The organism is Amycolatopsis australiensis (assembly GCF_900119165.1).
Lineage (GTDB): Bacteria > Actinomycetota > Actinomycetes > Mycobacteriales > Pseudonocardiaceae > Amycolatopsis > Amycolatopsis australiensis.
In genome coordinates this window covers 7,181,929-7,200,522 of record NZ_FPJG01000006.1, presented here as the reverse complement: position 1 = coordinate 7,200,522, position 18,594 = coordinate 7,181,929, and the positions used below count along the sequence as shown (strand labels likewise).

General features: G+C 74.8%; 2 protein-coding genes. Both read left to right on the top strand.

The window, feature by feature from the left end; genetic code table 11:
- Positions 1–297: 297 nt before the first annotated feature.
- The gene (locus BT341_RS46200; RefSeq protein WP_218177801.1) at positions 298–12,249 is read left to right on the top strand and encodes a type I polyketide synthase; all 11,952 of its coding nucleotides are present in this window, start codon (positions 298–300) and stop codon (positions 12,247–12,249) included.
- On the top strand, positions 12,144–18,587 hold the full coding sequence (locus tag BT341_RS34520; protein ID WP_425426437.1) for an SDR family NAD(P)-dependent oxidoreductase: 6,444 nt from the start codon (positions 12,144–12,146) through the stop codon (positions 18,585–18,587). Before BT341_RS46200 ends, BT341_RS34520 begins: the two co-directional genes overlap by 106 nt.
- The last annotated feature ends 7 nt before the right edge of the window (positions 18,588–18,594 follow it).

The following is an 18,594-nucleotide window of genomic DNA, read 5'->3' as shown; positions in this document are numbered from 1 at the left end:
GTTGGGCGCTCCGCGGCAAACGTAGCCTCACCATCGAACGAGTGACTCTCCCGATTCCGCGCCGCGGTTTCGTTTTTTCGTTCGCGCCGACGCCGACGAATTCAGCCGCCGGTTCCGGCGCGCCCGGATCGGGGACACGGGGGAACCTGCCGGAAGGTCTGAGAGGCGCGCGTGCGGGGAAAAGACATTGCGATCGTCGGATTGTCCAGCCGGTTCGAGGGCGGCGCCGGTGCGTCCGTCGCGGAACTCGCGGCCGAGATCGGAAACGGTACCGAAGTATTCGTCTGTGCCGATTCGGTGGAACTGCTCGCGCGGATCCGCCCCTTCTTCGGTGCGCCGGGAACCGTGGTCGACGGCGGGGCGCCGGCCGCCCTGCGCGCGGCCTGCGACCGGCTCGGCGACACCGGGTTCGCGGTGGTGGGCGCGGACGGCGCGGTGTTCCTGCTCAAGCCCGCCGAGCCGGGTGACCGGGCCCGGTGCCTCGTCCGGTCGGAGCCGGCGGCCGGCACCGCACGGGACGCGGCGGCGGGCGAACTGCCCGGGCTGGTGCGCGCGTTCTCCCGTCCCGGCCTGCCGGAAGTGAGCCTCGCCGCCGGCGACGGCACCGTGGTGCTCGGCCCGGCCGGCGCACCGCTCGCCTTCCTCTTCGCCGGCCAGGGCAGCCAGCGGCCCGGCATGGGCCAGGGCCTGCACCGCGACGACCCGGTCTTCCGCGCCGCCTTCGACGAGGTCTGCCGCCACCTCGACACCGAACTCGACGTCCCGCTCGCGTCGGTCGTCTTCGGCGACCTCACCGGGCTGCTCGACCGGACCGAATACACCCAGGCCGCGCTCTTCGCGCTCGAGGTCGCCCTGTTCCGCGCGGTGGTGGCCCGTGGTGTCCGGCCGGCCTTCCTGGCCGGGCACTCCATCGGCGAGCTGGCCGCCGCGCACGTGGCCGGCGTGCTCTCGCTCCCGGACGCGTGCGTGCTGGTCGCCGCGCGGGGCCGGCTCATGCAGGCGCTGCCGGCGGGCGGTGCCATGGTGGCCGTCCAGGCTGCCCCCGCCGAACTCGCCGGGACGCTGGCCGCGCACCCGGACGCCGAGATCGCGGCGGTCAACGGTCCGGCGTCGGTCGTCGTGTCGGGCGACGAAGACGCGGTGCTCGCGGTCGCCGCCGAATGGACGGCGCGGGGCCGCAAGACCACCCGGCTGCGGGTCAGTCACGCGTTCCACTCGGCGCACATGGACGGGATGCTCGACCGGTTCCGGGAAATCGCCGCCGGCCTGGACTTCCGGGCGCCGTCGATCCCGGTCGTGTCGAACGAGACCGGGGAGTTCGCCGTCGACATCGCGACGCCCGAGTACTGGGTCCGGCACGTCCGGCGCCCGGTGCGGTTCGCCGACGGCGTCCGCACGCTCGCCGCGGCCGGCGCGCTCGGTTACCTGGAGCTGGGGCCCGGCGCCGTGCTGAGCTCGCTGGTGCGTGACTGCCTCGGCGGCGAGGCCGCGGTCGCGGCCTCGCTCCGCCGTGGCCGTGACGAGTCCGCTTCGCTGGCCGCCGCGCTCACGGCGTGCCGGGAGATCCCGCGCGCCGAGCGGGCGCCGGCCGGGGACGACCTCGCCGTCCTGGTGCGGACCGAAGCGGCGCGGGTGCTCGGCGCTGCGCCGGACGCGGTGCTCGACGACCGGCCGTTCGCCGACCTGGGCATGGATTCACTGGCCGCGGTGGAAATCCGGGACGCGCTCGCCGCCGCGACGGGCGCCCGGCTGCCGGGCACCCTGCTGTTCGACCACCCGACGCCCCGCGCGCTCGTGCGGGCCCTCGCCGGGGACGGCGACGTCGGAGAGGACGCCCCGAGCCCGCTTGCGGCCGACGAGCCGATCGCGATCGTCGCGATGAGCTGCCGCCTGCCCGGCGGGATCGGGTCCCCGGAAGAGCTGTGGGCGCTGCTCGAGCGCGGGGATGACGCGGTCACCGCGTTCCCCGCCGACCGCGGCTGGGACTTCGGCGCGCTGTTCGGCCGCGCGCCGGGCGAAGCCGGGACTTCGGACACCCGGGAGGGCGGCTTCCTCGCCGACGCGGCCGGGTTCGATGCCGGCTTCTTCGGGATCTCACCGCGGGAAGCGCTGGCGATGGACCCGCAGCAGCGGGTGCTGCTGGAAACCTGCTGGGAGGCGTTCGAGCGGGCGGGTATCGACCCCGGTTCGCTGCGGGGCAGCCCGACCGGGGTGTTCGCCGGCACGAACGGCCAAGACTACGGCACCCTCCTGCTCGGCTCGCCCGGCGAGCTCGAGGGTTACCGAGGCACCGGCAGCGCGGCGAGCGTGCTTTCCGGCCGCGTCGCCTACACGTTCGGCCTCGAAGGTCCCGCCGTGACCGTCGACACGGCGTGCTCGGCTTCGCTGACGGCGCTGCACCTGGCGGTGCGGTCGCTGCGGGCCGGTGACTGCTCGCTGGCCGTGGTCGCCGGCGTGACGGTGCTGGCGACGCCCGCGAAGTTCGCGCAGTTCTCCCGGCAGGGGGGGCTGGCGGCGGACGGGCGCTGCAAGTCGTTCGCCGATGCCGCCGACGGCACCGGCTGGGCCGAGGGCGCCGGTGTGCTGCTGCTGGAGAAGCTGTCCGACGCGCGCCGCCACGGTCACCCCGTGCTGGCCGTGGTCCGCGGATCGGCGGTCAACTCCGATGGCGCGTCGAACGGCCTGACCGCACCGAACGGCCCGGCGCAGCAGCGGGTGATCCGGCGGGCGCTGGCGTCGGCCGGTCTGTCCACAGCGGACGTCGACGTGGTGGAGGCCCACGGCACGGGCACGAAACTCGGCGATCCGATCGAGGCGCAGGCGCTGCTGGCCACCTACGGCCGGAATCGTGAGCGGCCGTTGTGGCTGGGTTCGCTGAAGTCGAACATCGGGCACACCCAGGCTGCGGCCGGGGTGGCGGGCATCATCAAGATGGTGCAGGCGATGCGGCACGGGGTGTTGCCGAAGACCTTGCACGTCGACCGGCCGACGTCCGAAGTGGACTGGTCGGCGGGTGGGGTGGAGCTGCTGACCGAGGCTCTGCCGTGGCCGGAGACGGGGGCGCCGCGGCGGGCGGGGGTGTCGTCGTTCGGCGTGAGCGGCACCAACGCCCACGTCATCGTCGAGGAAGCCCCCGCGGTGTTCGCGGAATCCGACGTGGACGGCGAGGTGGGTCCGGTGGGGTGGCCGCTTTCCGCCCGCACTGAGACGGCACTGCGTGCGCAGGCCGACCGGTTGCGCGCGCGGGTCACGGCCGATCCGGGCCTGCGGATCGCCGACGTGGCCTTCTCCCTGGCCACCGGCCGCGCCGGGTTCGAGCACCGCGCAGTGGTGGTCGGGGACCGGGAGGCGTTGCTGGCGGGGTTGGCGGCGGTGGCTGCGGGTGAGCCGGCGGGGAATGTGGTGTCGGGTTCGGTGGGTTCGGGCCGGGTCGGGTTTCTGTTTTCGGGGCAGGGTTCGCAGGTGCTGGGGATGGGCCGGGACTTGCACGAGCGTTTCCCGGTGTTTGCCGAGGCTTTCGATGCGGTGTGCGCGCGTTTTGATTCGTCGTTGCGGGATGTGCTGTGGGGCACGGATGCCGAGTTGTTGAATCGGACGGTGTTCACGCAGGCTGGGTTGTTCGCGGTTGAGGTGGCGTTGTTCCGGTTGTTGGAGTCGTTTGGTGTCCGCCCGGATGTGCTGGTGGGGCATTCGATTGGTGAGTTCGCGGCGGCGCATGTGGCTGGTGTGCTGTCGCTGGATGATGCGTGTGTGTTGGTGGCGGCGCGGGGGCGGTTGATGCAGGCGTTGCCGGAGGGTGGGGCGATGCTGGCGGTGCAGGCCAGCCCGGATGAGATCGCGCCGGTTTTGGGTGATGGGGTGTCGCTGGCGGCGGTGAATGGCCCGGATTCGGTGGTGGTTTCCGGTGATGTGGGGGCTGTTGAGCGGGTTGCGGAGTGGGCGGTGGGTCGGAAGACGCGTCGGTTGATGGTGTCGCATGCGTTTCATTCGCATCGGATGGATCCGATGCTGGCGGAATTTGCTGCTGTGGCGTCTGGTGTGGAGTACCGTGATCCGCGAACGCCGATTGTGTCGACGTTGACCGGTGAGCCGGTGACGGCGTTCGACGCGCGGTATTGGGTGGATCAGGTGCGGGGCACGGTCCGGTTCGCCGATGCGGTGGCGGCCGCGGGCGCGGGGCGTTGGGTCGAGGTGGGCCCGGGTGCGGTGCTGGCCGGGCTGGTCGACGGGGTGGCGGTGCAGCGGGCCGACCGTGACGGGGTCGAGGCGTTCTTGACCGCGCTCGGCCGGTTGCACGTCGGCGGGGTGCCCGTGGACTGGTCGCCGCTGCTCGGGGATGCGCGCCGGGTGGATCTGCCGACGTACCCGTTCGAGCACCAGCGGTTCTGGCTCGACGCCGCCCCCACCGGCGACCCGGTCGACGACTGGCGGTACCGCGTGGCCTGGCGCCCGGTGCCCGCGCCCGCCTCGCCGCTGTCCGGCACCTGGCTGCTCGTCCACCCGGCGACCTGCCCGCTCGCCGGCCCGGTCGCCGCGGCGCTCACCGCCCGCGGGGCCCACGTCGTGGCGACGACCCTCGACGACCTGCCCGCCGAACCGGCGGACGCCGTGGTGACCACGCTCGCCGCCGACGGCCCGGCCGCGCTCGCCGGGCTGCTGCGGGCGCTCGCCGGCCGCGGCGGCGAAGCACCCGTGTGGTGCCTGACCGCCGGCGCCGTGTCCACTTCGGACCAGGACCCGGTCACGGCACCCCGCCAAGCCATGGCCTGGGGCCTCGGCGCGGTGGCCGCACTGGAGCACCCCCGGCTCTGGGGCGGGCTCGTCGACCTGCCCGAGCTCTTCGACGACACCGCCGCCGACCGGCTGTGCGCGGTGCTTTCCGGCCGGACCGGGGAGGACCAGGTCGCCGTCCGGGCGGCCGGGGTGCTCGCCCGCCGGCTCGTCCGCGCATCCCGCCTGGTCACCAGTACCGCGTGGCAGCCCCGCGGCACGGTCCTGATCACCGGCGGCACCGGCGCGCTCGGGGCCGAGGTCGCACGCAAGCTCGCCGCCGACGGTGCCGAACGGCTGCTGCTGCTCAGCCGCCGCGGCCGGGACGCACCCGGCGCCGCCGCGCTCGAAGCCGAACTCACCGCCGCGGGCGCGGCGGTCACCATCGCCGCCGTGGACGCGGCGGACCGGGACGCCGTCGCGGCCGTGCTCGCCGCCCTGCCGGCGGACCAGCCGTTGCGTGCCGTCGTGCACGCGGCCGGGGTGCTGGCCGACGGCGTCCTCGAATCCCTCACGCCTGAGCGGTTCGAGCCGGTGCTCAAGTCCAAAGCGGACTCCGCGTGGGTGCTGCACGAACTCACCGGAGACGCTGGCCTCGACGCCTTCGTCCTGTTCTCCTCCGACACCGGCACGCTCGGCAGCGCCGGCCAGGGCAACTACGCCGCCGCCAACGCCTACCTGGACGCGCTCGCGTCGTACCGCCGTGCCCGCGGCCTGCCGGCGACGTCGATCGCCTGGGGCCCGTGGGCGGAGGGCGGCATGGCGGCGCACGGCGCGGCCGCCGACCGGCTGCGGCTGCGCGGGCTCGGTGCCATGGCACCCGCGCTCGCCCTCACCGCGCTCACGGCGGCGATCGCCGACGGGGAGACCGCGCTGACCGTCGCCGACATCCGCTGGGACCGCTTCGCGGTGTCGTTCGCCGGCGCCCGCCCGAGCCCGCTGCTCGCCGAACTGCCGGAGGCCCGCCCGCCGTCGGCGGACCGGCCCGCCCGGCCGGTCGCGCGGAGCCTGCCCGAGCTGGTCACGCTGGTGCGCGCGCACACCGCGTCGGTGCTCGGGCACGCCGGACCGGCCGACGTGCCCGCCGGCCGGTCGTTCAAGGACCTCGGCTGCGACTCGCTGACCGCCGTCGAGCTGCGCAACGCGCTGGCGGCGGCCACCGGGCTGAGCCTGCCCGCCACCGCCGTCTTCGACTACCCGACCCCGGCCGCGCTGGCCGGGTTCCTCGCGGCGGGACCGGACGGCGAGGCCGGGGAACCGGTCGCCGCGGCCGCCGACGACGACCCGGTCGCGATCGTCGGCATGGCCTGCCGGTTCCCCGGTGGTATCCGCACCCCGGACGAGTACTGGGCGTTCGTCGCCGCGGGCGGCGACGCGATCGGCCCGTTCCCGGCCGGGCGCGGCTGGGACGCCGACGGGCTCCACGACCCGGACCCGGACGCGGCGGGCAAGTCGGTCACCCGCGAGGGCGGGTTCCTCTACGATGCCGACGAATTCGACCCGGCGTTCTTCAGCGTCTCGCCGCGCGAGGCGCTCGCCATGGACCCGCAGCAGCGGCTGCTGCTGGAGACGTCGTGGGAGGCGCTGGAGCGGGCGGGGATCGACCCGTCGAGCCTGCGCGGCAGCCGCACCGGCGTCTACACCGGCGTCAACACCCACGACTACGCCGAGCTCCTCGACGACGCCGGCCTGGAAGGGTTCCGCGGCACCGGGACGGCGTCGAGCGTGCTGTCCGGCCGGGTGGCGTACGTGCTGGGCCTGGAAGGCGCGGCCGTTTCGGTGGACACGGCGTGTTCGTCGTCGCTGGTCGCCACCCACCTCGCCGATCAGGCGCTGCGCCGCGGTGAGTGCACGCTGGCGCTGGCCGGCGGTGTGACGATCATGGCCACGCCCCGGCGGTTCGTCGAGCTGTCCCGGCAGGGCGCGCTGTCCGGGGACGGGCGGTGCCGCGCGTTCTCCGAGGACGCCGGCGGCGCCGGGTTCGCCGAAGGTGTCGGCGTGCTGGTGCTGGAGCGGCTGTCCGACGCGCGGCGCCACGGCCACCCGGTGCTCGCGCTGCTGAAGGGGTCCGCGATCAACTCCGACGGCGCCTCGAACGGCCTGACGGCCCCGAACGGGCCGTCGCAGCAGCGGGTGATCCGGCAGGCGCTGGCCGCCGCCGGACTGTCCACTCGGGACGTCGACGTGGTCGAGGCGCACGGCACGGGCACGAAGCTCGGTGATCCGATCGAGGCCCAGGCGCTGCTGGCGACCTACGGCCGGGACCGGGACCGGCCGCTGTGGCTGGGCTCGGTGAAGTCGAACATCGGGCACACGCAGGCCGCGGCCGGGGTCGCCGGGATGATGAAGGTGGTGCTGGCCATGCGGGCCGGGGTGCTGCCCGCGACCCTGCACGCGGCCGAGCCGTCGTCCCACGTGGACTGGACGGCCGGGCAGGTCCGGCTGCTGACCGGCGAACAGCCGTGGCCGCGCGGGCCGCGAGCGCGCCGGGCGGGCGTTTCGTCCTTCGGCATCAGCGGGACCAACGCCCACCTGATCCTGGAAGAACCACCGCCGGCCGAGCCGCGCGAACCGGAGCCGGACCGGCTGGTGCCGTGGCTGCTGAGCGCGACGTCCGCCGAAGCGGTGCGGACCCAGGCCGAACAGCTGCACGACCACGTGACCGCACGCCCCGGACTGTCCGTCGTGGACGTCGCCGCGACGCTGGCCGGCACGCGGTCGGGGCTGGCGCACCGGGCGGCGGTGATCGGCGCGGACCGGGAAGAACTGCTGGCGGGGCTGGCCGCGCTGGCCGCGGGCGAGCCGGGTGCCGAGGTCGTCACCGGCGTGGCGGCGGAGCCCGGCGCCGGACCCGTCCTGGTCTTCCCCGGCCAGGGCGCCCAGTGGCTCGGCATGGCCGTCGAACTGCTGGATTCCCACGAGGTGTTCGCCCGGCGGTGGGCCGAGTGCGAGCGGGCGCTGGCGCCCTGGGTGGACTGGTCGCCGACCGCGGTCGCGCGCTCGGCCGACCCGGCGGTGCTGGAGCGGGTCGACGTCGTGCAGCCGCTGCTGTGGGCGATGATGGTGAGCCTCGCCGAAGTCTGGCGGTCGGCGGGGGTCGAGCCGGCCGCGGTGATCGGGCATTCGCAGGGGGAGATCGCCGCCGCGGTGGTCGCCGGCGCCCTGTCTCTCGAGGATGGTGCGCGGGTGGTCGCCCTACGTGCCGAGGCGATCATCGAGCTGGCGGGTACGGGCGGGATGCTGTCGGTGCCGCTGCCGTCGGCCGACGTCGAGGCCGGGCTGGACCCGCGGCTCGGGATCGCCGCGGTGAACGGCCCGTCGGCAACGGTCATCTCGGGCGAAGCCGCCACCCTCGGCGAAGCGCAGGCGCGGTGGGAAGCCGAAGGCGTGCGCGTACGTCGGGTCCCGGTGGATTACGCCTCGCACTCACCACAGGTGGAGGCGATCCGCGAGCGGATCCTCGCCGACCTGGCGCCGATCCGGCCGTCCTCCGTGGACACGGTGTTCTTCTCGGCGCTGGAGAGCGCGGCCGTCGACGGCGCCGGGCTCGACGCGGGCTACTGGTACCGGAACCTGCGCGGCACGGTGCACTTCTCGGCCGCCGTGCTGGCCGCGGTCGCGGCCGGGCACACCACCTTCATCGAGGTTTCCCCGCACCCCGTGCTCACGCTCGGCGTCGAGCAGACCCTCGAGGCCGCGGACGTGCGCGGCGTCGTCATGCCGACGTTGCGGCGCGACCACGGCGGGCCCCGGCAGCTCTGCACCGCACTGGCCACCGCCCGCGTCCACGGCCTGCCGGTGTCGTGGGACTTCGGCCATCGGCAGGCCGTCGACCTGCCGACCTACGCCTTCCGGCGGGACCGGTACTGGCCGGACGCCGGCCTGCGGCGCGCGGGCGACGCGAACGGGCTGGGGCTGACCGAAGCGGGGCACCCGCTGCTGGGCGCCGCCGTGGCCGTCGCGGACTCCGGCGGGGTGCTGCTCACCGGCCTCCTCTCGACGCGGACCCACCCGTGGCTCGCCGACCACGCGGCCGGCGACGTCGTTCTGGTGCCGGGGACCGCGCTGCTCGAACTCGCGCTGTGCGCCGCGGACCGGACCGGCTGCGCCGCCGTCGGGGAACTGGTGCTGGAGCAGCCGCTCGTCCTGCCCGGCCCGGCCGCGGTGCGGGTGCAGGTTTCGGTCGGGGCGCCCGGTGAGGACGGCGGCCGGCCGCTGGCGATCCACTCCTGCCCCGACGGCGACGAGACCTGGACCCGGCACGCGACCGGGGTGCTCACCGGGACCGCCGTCGTGGCACCGCCCGAAGCACCGCAGTGGCCGCCCGCCGGCGCCCGGCCGCTCGAGCTGGCCGGCTTCTACGACCGGCTCGCCGGGGCCGGCTACCGGTACGGCCCGGCCTTCCGCGGCCTGACCGCCGTGTGGGAGACCGCCGACGCGGTGTTCGCCGAGGTGACGCTGCCGGAGGACCAGCGGCAGGCCGCCGGGCGCTACGGCATCCACCCGGCGTTGCTCGACGCCGCGCTGCACGGGCTGCGCCTGGCCTCGTTCGTGCCGCAGCCCGAGGCCGGCCGGATCCGGCTCCCGTTCTCGTGGACCGGCGTGAGCCTGCACGCGACGGGCGCCTCGACCGTCCGCGTGCGGATCACCCCGGCAGGCGAAGACGGCGTGTCGCTGCTGCTCACCGACGTGACCGGGGCGGTGGTCGCCGCCGTGGACACGCTCGTGTCGCGGCCGGTGGCACCCGGCCGGCTCACCGCGCGGGAAAACCCGCTGTACACCGTGGAATGGACCCCGGTCCGGCCGTCGGACGCCCCGGCGCCCCGGTGGGCGCCGTTCGCCGGGGACTTCGGCGAAGGAGCGGCCGTGCCCCCGGTGCTCGTCGCCGAGGTGGCTTCCGGCCCGGCCGTCGAGACCGTCCGAACCGGACTGGACCTGGTCCGCTCCTTCCTGGCCGACGAACGGCTCGCGAACGCGCGGCTGGCGGTGCTCACCCGCGACGCGGTGGCGGCGAGCCCCGGCGACCGGGTCACCGGGGTCACCGGCGCCGGGCTGTGGGGGCTGCTGCGCTCGGCGCAGTCGGAGCACCCGGGCCGGTTCGTCCTGCTCGACCTCGACGAAGGCGCGCGGTTCGACCGGGCGCTCGCCACGGCGCTGGAGCAGGACGAGCCGCAGCTGGCCGTGCGCGGCGACGCGTTGCTCGCGCCTCGCCTCGCCCGCGCCGGGGACGACCGGCTGCGGCCGCCGGACGGTCCGTGGCGGCTCGACGTGACGAAGGCCGGGACCCTCGACGACCTCGCGCTGATCGAGGCCCCCGAAGCGGTGCGGGCGTTGCGGGACAACGAAGTCCGGCTCGGCGTGCGCGCGGTCGGGCTCAACTTCCGGGACGTGCTGATCGGGCTCGGGATGTACCCCGACGCGGTGCCCATGGGGGCGGAAGGCGCCGGCGTGGTCCTGGAGGTCGGTGCGGCGGTCACGGACCTGGCGCCCGGGGACCGGGTCTTCGGCTTGTGCAGCGGGGCGCTGGGCCCGGTGGCGGTGGTGGACCGGCGGGAGATCGCCCGGATGCCGGCGGCCTGGTCGTTCGAGACGGCCGCTTCCGTCCCGGTGGCGTTCCTGACCGCGTGGTTCGCGCTCAACGACCTGGCCGGGCTGCGGCGGGGTGAGTCGGTGCTGGTGCACGCGGCCGCCGGTGGCGTGGGCATGGCCGCGGTGCAGATCGCCGGGCACCTGGGTGCCACGGTGTTCGGGACGGCGAGTCCGGCGAAGTGGCCGGCGGTGGGGATCGCGGAGGAGCGGCTGGCGTCTTCGCGGACGTTGGACTTCGAGTTCGAGTTCCTGGCGGCCACCGGTGGTGCCGGGGTCGATGTGGTGCTGGACGCGCTGACCGGCGAGTTCGTGGATGCGTCCCTGCGTCTGTTGCCGCGGGGTGGCCGGTTCGTCGAGATGGGAAAGAACGACATCCGCGACCCGGAGCTGGTGGCGAAGGAGTATCCGGACGTCGAGTACCGCTCGTTCGATCTGCGGGACGCCGGGCTCGATCGGCTGGCCGAGATGCTTTCCGAACTCACCGCGCTCTTCGAGAGTGGCGAGTTGCGGCCGCTGCCGGTTTCCGTGCGGGACATCACCGAGGCGCGGGACGTCTTCCGGACGATGAGCCAGGCCAAGCACGTCGGCAAGCTGGTGCTGCGGGTGCCGCGGAGCCTGCGCGACGGCACGGTTCTGATCACCGGCGGCACCGGCACCCTGGGCACGTTGCTCGCCCGGCACCTGGTCACTGCACACGGGGTGCGGGACCTGGTGCTGCTGAGCCGTCGCGGCCCGGACGCCCCCGGCGCGGGCGAGCTGTGCGCCGAGCTGGCCGGGCTGGGGGCGCGGGCCGAGGTCGTGGCGTGTGACGCCGCCGACCGCGGCGCCCTCGCGAAGGTCGTCACCGGCCTCGACCTGGCCGGGGTGATCCACGCGGCCGGGGTGCTCGACGACGGCGTGCTCGAGTCGGTGACCCCGGAGCGGCTCGAGGCGGTTCTGCGCCCGAAGGTCGACGCCGCGCTGAACCTGCACGAGCTGTGTGGTGACCTCGCCGCGTTCGTCCTGTTCTCCTCGTCCGCGGGCCTGTTCGGCCGGCCGGGACAGGCCGCCTACGCCGCCGCGAACACGTTCCTGGACGCCCTGGCCCAGCACCGCCGGGCACACGGACGGCCGGCGACCTCGCTGGCCTGGGGACTGTGGGCGGAAGCCAGCGGCATGACCGGCACCCTGTCCGAAGCGGACACCCGGCGGCTGGCCCGCCGCAGCACCGTCGCACTGTCCACAGAGGACGGATTGGCGCTGTTCGACGAGGCCCTGACCGCGGGCGAGCCGCTGCTCGCCCCCATCCGGCTCGACCTCGCCGCCTTGCGTGCCCAGCCGGCCGTGGCCCCGGTGCTGCGCGGGCTCGTGCGGCGCGTCACCCGGCGGCAGGCGGGCACGGTCACCGAAGCCGCTGCGGGCAGCCTCGCCACCCGGCTCGCCGGCCTCGCCGAAAGCGAAGCCGACCGCGTGCTGCTGAACCTGCTGACCGGCCACGTGAGCGCCGTCGTCGGGCACACCGCGCCGGACGGCGACCGCCCGTTCAAGGACCTCGGCTTCGACTCGCTGACCGCGGTGGAGCTGCGCAACCGGCTTGCCGCCGCGACCGGGCTGAAGCTGGCCGCGACGCTCGTGTTCGACCACCCGACCCCGGCCGCGCTCGCCGCGCACCTGCGTGCCGAGCTGCGGCCGGCCACCCCGCCGGCGACCGCCGAACGCGAACTGGACCGGCTGGAGGCGGCGCTGTTCGACGGCGACGGGCCGGACCCGGCCGTCGGGGCGCGGCTCGAAGCACTGCTGACCCGGTGGCGCGCCCGGCACCGGACCGGCGGCGACACCGAACGGGAGTTCCGGTCGGCGACCGACGACGAGCTGTTTTCGCTCATCGACGACGAGTTCGGCCTGACGTGACCGGTCCGCAGCGAGACGGAGAAGCCGCGATGAACACCGAAGACAAGCTCAGGGACTACCTCAAGCGCGTGTCGGAAGACCTGCGCGCCACCCGGCGGCAGCTGCGCGAACGCGAGGACGCCGGCCGCGAACCGATCGCCGTCGTCGGCCTGGGCTGCCGCTTCCCGGGCGGGATCACCTCGCCGGAACAGCTGTGGCGGCTGCTCGCTTCGGGCGGCGACGCCATCGGTGAGTTCCCCACCGACCGCGGCTGGGACCTCGGCGCCCTGTTCGACGACGACCCCGACGCGCCGGGCAAGTCCACCGTCCGGCGCGGCGGCTTCCTCGCCGACGTCGCCGCGTTCGACCCCGAGCCGTTCTCGATCAGCCCGCGCGAGGCGCTGGCGATGGACCCGCAGCAGCGGCTGCTGCTGGAGACGTCCTGGGAAGCGGTGGAGCGCGCGGGCGTCGACGTGACGACGCTCGCCGGGACCCGCACCGGGGTGTTCTTCGGCGCGTCCACCCAGGACTACCGCGGCCTGCTGGGCGCGGAAGGCGCCGACCTGGAAGGGCACGTCCTCACCGGGAACGCGTCGAGCGTGCTGTCCGGCCGGGTCGCCTACGCCTTCGGCTTCGAAGGCCCGGCGGTGACCGTGGACACCGCGTGCTCCTCGTCCCTGGTGGCGCTGCACCTGGCCATCCGCGCGCTGCGCGCCGGCGAGTGCGACGCGGCACTGGCCGGCGGCAGCGCGATCATGCCCACCCCGCGGATCTTCACCGCCTTCTCGCGCCAGCGGGGCGTGGCGGCCGACGGCCGGTGCAAAGCGTTCGCCGAGGAAGCCGACGGCGCCGGCTTCGCCGAGGGCGTCGGCGTGCTGCTGGTCGAGCGGCTTTCGGACGCCCGCCGGCACGGTCACCCCGTGCTGGCCGTGCTCACCGGCTCGGCGGTCAACTCCGACGGCGCCTCGAACGGGCTGACCGCCCCCAACGGCCCGTCGCAGCAGCGGGTGATCCGCCAGGCCCTCGCCGACGCCGGGCTGGCCCCGGCGGACGTCGACGTCGTCGAGGCGCACGGGACCGGCACGAGGCTGGGCGACCCGATCGAGGCGCAGGCGCTGCTCGCCACCTACGGGCAACAGCGCGATCGGCCGCTGCTCCTCGGGTCGGTCAAGTCGAACCTCGGGCACACGCAGGGCGCGGCCGGGGTCGCCGGCGTCCTCAAGGTGGTGCTCGCCTTGCAGCACGGCCTGCTGCCGAAGACGCTGCACGCGGACACGCCCTCTTCGCGGATCGACTGGTCGGCGGGTGCGGTGGAGCTGCTGACCGAAGCGCGGCCGTGGCCGGCTTCGGACCGGCCGCGGCGGGCCGGGGTGTCGTCGTTCGGCATGAGCGGCACGAACGCCCACCTGCTCGTCGAGGAAGCACCGGCCGTGACGGCGGACCCGGAGACCGAGCCCGCGCCGGCGGTCGTGCCGTGGGTGCTGTCGGGGAAGTCGGCGGCCGCGGTGCGGGCCCAGGCGCAGCGGCTGGCCGGGCACCTGGCCGAGCGCCCGGCGCTCACACCGGCCGACGTGGCGTATTCGCTGGCCACGACGAGGGCGCGGCTGGAGCACCGCGCGGTCGTGGTGGGCACCGGCCGCGACGAGCTGCTGGCCCGGCTGGCCGCGGTGGCGTCGGGGGAGCAGGCACCCGGCCGGGTCGTCGGCACCGCCTCCCGCCCGGTGCTGGTGTTCCCGGGGCAGGGTTCGCAGTGGGTCGGGATGGCGGTGGAGCTGCTGGATTCTTCGGAGGTGTTCGCGGCTCGGTGGGCGGAGTGCGAAACCGCGCTCAAGTCTTTTGTGGACTGGTCGTTGACGGAGGTGGCGCGTTCGGCTGATCCGGCGGTGTTGGAGCGGGTCGATGTGGTGCAGCCGCTGTTGTGGGCGGTGATGGTCTGCTTGGCCGAGTTGTGGCGGGACGCCGGTGTGGAGCCTGCTGCGGTGATCGGGCATTCGCAGGGTGAGATCGCGGCCGCGGTGGTGGCCGGTGCGCTGTCCGTGGTGGACGGTGCTCGGGTGGTTGCTCTGCGGGCGAAGGCGATCACCGAGCTGGCGGGTACTGGTGGGATGTTGTCTGTTCCGTTGCCGGTGGCCGAGGTCGAGGCCGGGCTGGATGCGCGGCTGGGCATTGCGGCGGTGAACGGGCCGTCGGCGACGGTCGTCTCGGGTGAGGTCGCCGCGTTGGATGCGGCGCAGGCGGCGTGGGAGGCCGAAGGTGTGCGTGTCCGGCGGGTGCCGGTGGATTATGCGTCGCATTCGGCGCAGGTGGAGGCGATCCGGGAGCGGATTCTCGCTGATCTGGCGCCGGTGTCCCCGTCCAGTGTGGACACGGTTTTCTTTTCGACCCTGACCGGTGGGGAGATCGACACAGCCGAACTGACGGCGGACTACTGGTACCGCAACCTGCGCGACACCGTGCGGTTCGAAGACGCGGTGCGCGCGGCGATCGCGGGTGGGCACACGGTGTTCGTCGAGAGCTCGGCCCACCCCGTGCTGACCGTGGGCGTGCAGCAGACCCTCGACGAGCTCGAGGTTTCCGGTGCGGTGGCGGCGACCCTGCGCCGCGACCACGGTGGCCTGCGGCAGCTCTACACCGCCTACGGCGAGGCACACAGCGCGGGTGTCGCGGTCGCCTGGGAGCGGCTGATCTCCGGCCGCGTGGTGGACCTGCCGACGTACGCCTTCCAGCACCGGCGGTTCTGGCCCCGCCCCGGCGGCGACGGCGGCGGTGACCCGCACGCGTGGGGACTCGCCACCACCGGCCATCCCCTCGCCGGCACCGCCGTCCGGGCCGCCGGCTCCGGCGCGCTCACCTTGACGGGCCGGCTTTCGCCGTCGGCCCAGCCGTGGCTGACCGAGCACGCGGTCCGCGGGACGGCGCTGCTGCCCGGCGCCGCGTTCGTCGAACTCGCCGCGCTGGCGGCCGCCGAAGCGGACTGCACCGTCGTCGAGGAACTCACCCTCGAAGCCCCGCTCACCCTGTCCGGCGAGGGCGGTATCGACCTCCAGCTCGGCGTCGCGCCGGAAACCGGCGACGGCCGCCGTGCCTTGACGATCCACTCGCGCCGGGACGGCGGGGAGTGGATCCGGCACGCGAGCGGCACGCTGACCCCCGAGGGCGGCGCGCCACCGGACCGGCCGGCCGCCTGGCCGCCCGCCAGGGCCACTCCGGTGCCCGTCGACGACATCTACCAGCAGTTCGCCGACGCGGGCTACGAATACGGCCCCGCGTTCCAGTGCCTGCGCCGGGCCTGGCGGCTCGGCGACGAGGTCTTCGCCGAGATCGTGCTCCCCGACGGCGAGCACGCCGGCGGGTTCGGCCTGCACCCGGTGCTGCTCGACGCCGTGCTGCAGGCCGGGAAGCTGCGTTCGGCGGGCGAGCCCGGCACGCCCCGGCTGCCGTTCGCGTGGACCGGGATCCGCCTGCACAGCCGCGGCGCCACGGTCCTGCGCGCCCGCGTCGGCCCGGCCGGCGCCGACGGCGTCCGGCTCACCGTGACCGACGGCTCGGGTGCCCCGGTGCTGACGGCCGCGTCCGTGGTTTCGCGCCCCATGGCGCAAAGCCGCCCGGACTTCCTCCACCGGCTCGGCTGGCACGCGGTCCCGGCCGGCCCGCGATCCACCGGGACGTGGGCGGTGCTGGGAACCGCCGAACACCCCGGGCTCGCCGCGCTCGACCCGGTTCCCGACGCCGTCGTGTTCCCGGTACCCGCCCCGGCGGACGGCACGCTGACCACCGGCGTCCACGACGTCACCCGGCGAACCCTGGAAACCGTGCGGGCTTGGCTGGCCGACGCGCGGTTCGCGCGGTCGAAGCTGGTCGTGGTCACCCGCGGCGCGGTGGCCGCCGGCGACGACGATCCGGTGGCCGGGCTCGCGCAGGCGGCGGTGTGGGGCCTGGTGCGCTCGGCGCAGTCGGAAAACCCGGGCCGGTTCGGGCTCCTCGACCTCGACGCCGAAGCGAGCTTCGAGCAAGCACTTTGGCTGGACGAGCCGCAGCTGGCCGTGCGCGACGGCGTTGTCCTGGCGCCCCGGCTCGTCCGGGCGGCGGCCGACCGGTTGCGGCCGCCGGAGGGCCCGTGGCGGCTGGACGTGACGAAGGCCGGGACCCTCGACGACCTCGCGCTGATCGAGGCCCCCGAAGCGGTCCGCGGGTTGCGGGACAACGAAGTCCGGGTCGGCGTGCGCGCGGTCGGGGTGAACTTCCGGGACGTGCTGATCGGGCTCGGGATGTACCCGGGTGCTTCGCGAATGGGTTCCGAAGGCGCCGGTGTGGTGCTCGAGGTCGGTGCGGCGGTCACGGACCTGGCTCCGGGGGATCGGGTCTTCGGGTTGTGCAGTGGGGCGCTGGGGCCGGTGGCGGTGGTGGATCGGCGGGAGATCGCCCGGATGCCGGCGGCCTGGTCGTTCGAGACGGCGGCGTCGGTTCCGGTGGCGTTCCTGACGGCGTGGTTCGCGTTGAACGATCTGGCCGGGCTGCGGCGTGGTGAGTCGGTGCTGGTGCACGCGGCGGCCGGTGGCGTGGGGATGGCGGCGGTGCAGATCGCGCGGCACCTGGGTGCGACCGTGTTCGCGACCGCGAGCCCGCCGAAGCAGGACGCCGTTCGAGAACTGGGCGTGGCCGCCGAGCGGGTGGCGTCTTCGCGGACGTTGGACTTCGAGCCCGAGTTCCTCGGCGTCACCGGTGGTGCCGGGGTCGATGTGGTGCTGGACGCGCTGACCGGTGAGTTCGTGGATGCGTCTTTGCGGTTGTTGCCGCGGGGTGGCCGGTTCGTGGAGATGGGCAAGAACGACGTCCGTGATCCGGAGCTGGTGGCGAAGGAGTATCCGGACGTCGAGTACCGCTCGTTCGATCTGCGGGACGCCGGGCTGGATCGGCTGGCCGAGATGCTCGCGGAGCTGGTGACGTTGTTCGAACGCGGTGAGTTGCGGCCGCTGCCGGTTTCGGTGCGGGACATCGGCGAGGCGCGGGCGGTGTTCCGGACGATGAGCCAGGCCAAGCACGTCGGCAAGCTGGTGTTGCGGGTGCCGCGGAAACTGGGTGACGGCACGGTCCTGGTCACCGGCGGCACCGGCACCCTGGGCGGCCTGCTGGCGCGGCACCTGGTGACCGGGCACGGGGTGCGGGACCTGGTGCTGCTGAGCCGTCGTGGTCCGGGGGCGCCAGGTGCGGACGAGCTGTGCGCCGAGCTGGCCGGGCTGGGTGCGCGGGCCGAGGTCGTGGCGTGTGACGCCGCCGACCGGGACGCCCTCGCGAAGGTCGTCGCCGGTCTCGAGCTGACCGGTGTCGTGCACGCCGCCGGCACGCTCGACGACGGGCTGGTCGGCGCGCTGACGCCGGAGCGGCTCGAGGCGGTCCTGCGGCCCAAGGTCGACGCCGCGCTGAACCTGCACGAGCTGGGCGGTGACGTCGCCGCCTTCGTCCTGTTCTCCTCCGCCGCCGGCGTGTTCGGCAGCGCCGGGCAAGCCAACTACGCGGCCGCCAACGCGTTCCTCGACGCACTGGCGGCCCACCGCCGGGCCCGCGGCCTGCCCGCGGTGTCCCTCGCCTGGGGCCAGTGGGCCGATACCAGCGAGCTCACCGAGACGATCGGCGAAGCCGGCCGGCTCCGGATGGCGCGCCGCGGTTCCCTCGCCTTGACCACCGAGGAGGCGCTGGCGCTGTTCGACGCGGGACTGGACGAGACGCTGGCCGTCCCGATCCGGCTCGACGTCGGCGCATTGCGGACCGGCGTCGCCGACGGCTCGGTGCCCGAGGTGCTCGGCGCGCTCACCCGCGAACTGGCCGCGCCCCGCACCCGGCGGGCCGTCGAAAGCACCGCGTCCTTCGGCGACCGCGTGGCCGGGATGTCCGCGGAGGACCGTGAGCGGGCCGTTCTGGAGCTGGTGCTCGGGCACGTCGCGACGGTGGCCGGGCACGGGGCGGCGGACACGCCGCGGCCGGAGCGTCCGCTCAAGGACCTCGGGTTCGACTCGCTGATGGCGGTCGAGCTGCGGAACCGGCTGACCGCGGCGACGGCCCTCCGGCTGCCGTCCACCCTGGCCTTCGACCACCCGACGCCGGCCGCGATCGCGGCCCTGCTGGCCGCGGAACTGGTGGGCGGCGACGGCGAACCGCCCGCGCTGGCGGCCGTCGACCGGCTCGACGAGCTGGTGTCCGGCCTGGCGGACGGCGACGACACGCGCCGCCGCGTGGTCTCCCGGCTGGAAGCGCTGCTGGGCAAGTGGCGGGATGGCGAAGCCGCCACCGTGGCCGGCTCGCTCGACGTGGCGACCGACGACGAGATCTTCGCCTTCATCGACAACGAACTCGGGTCCTGATCCATGC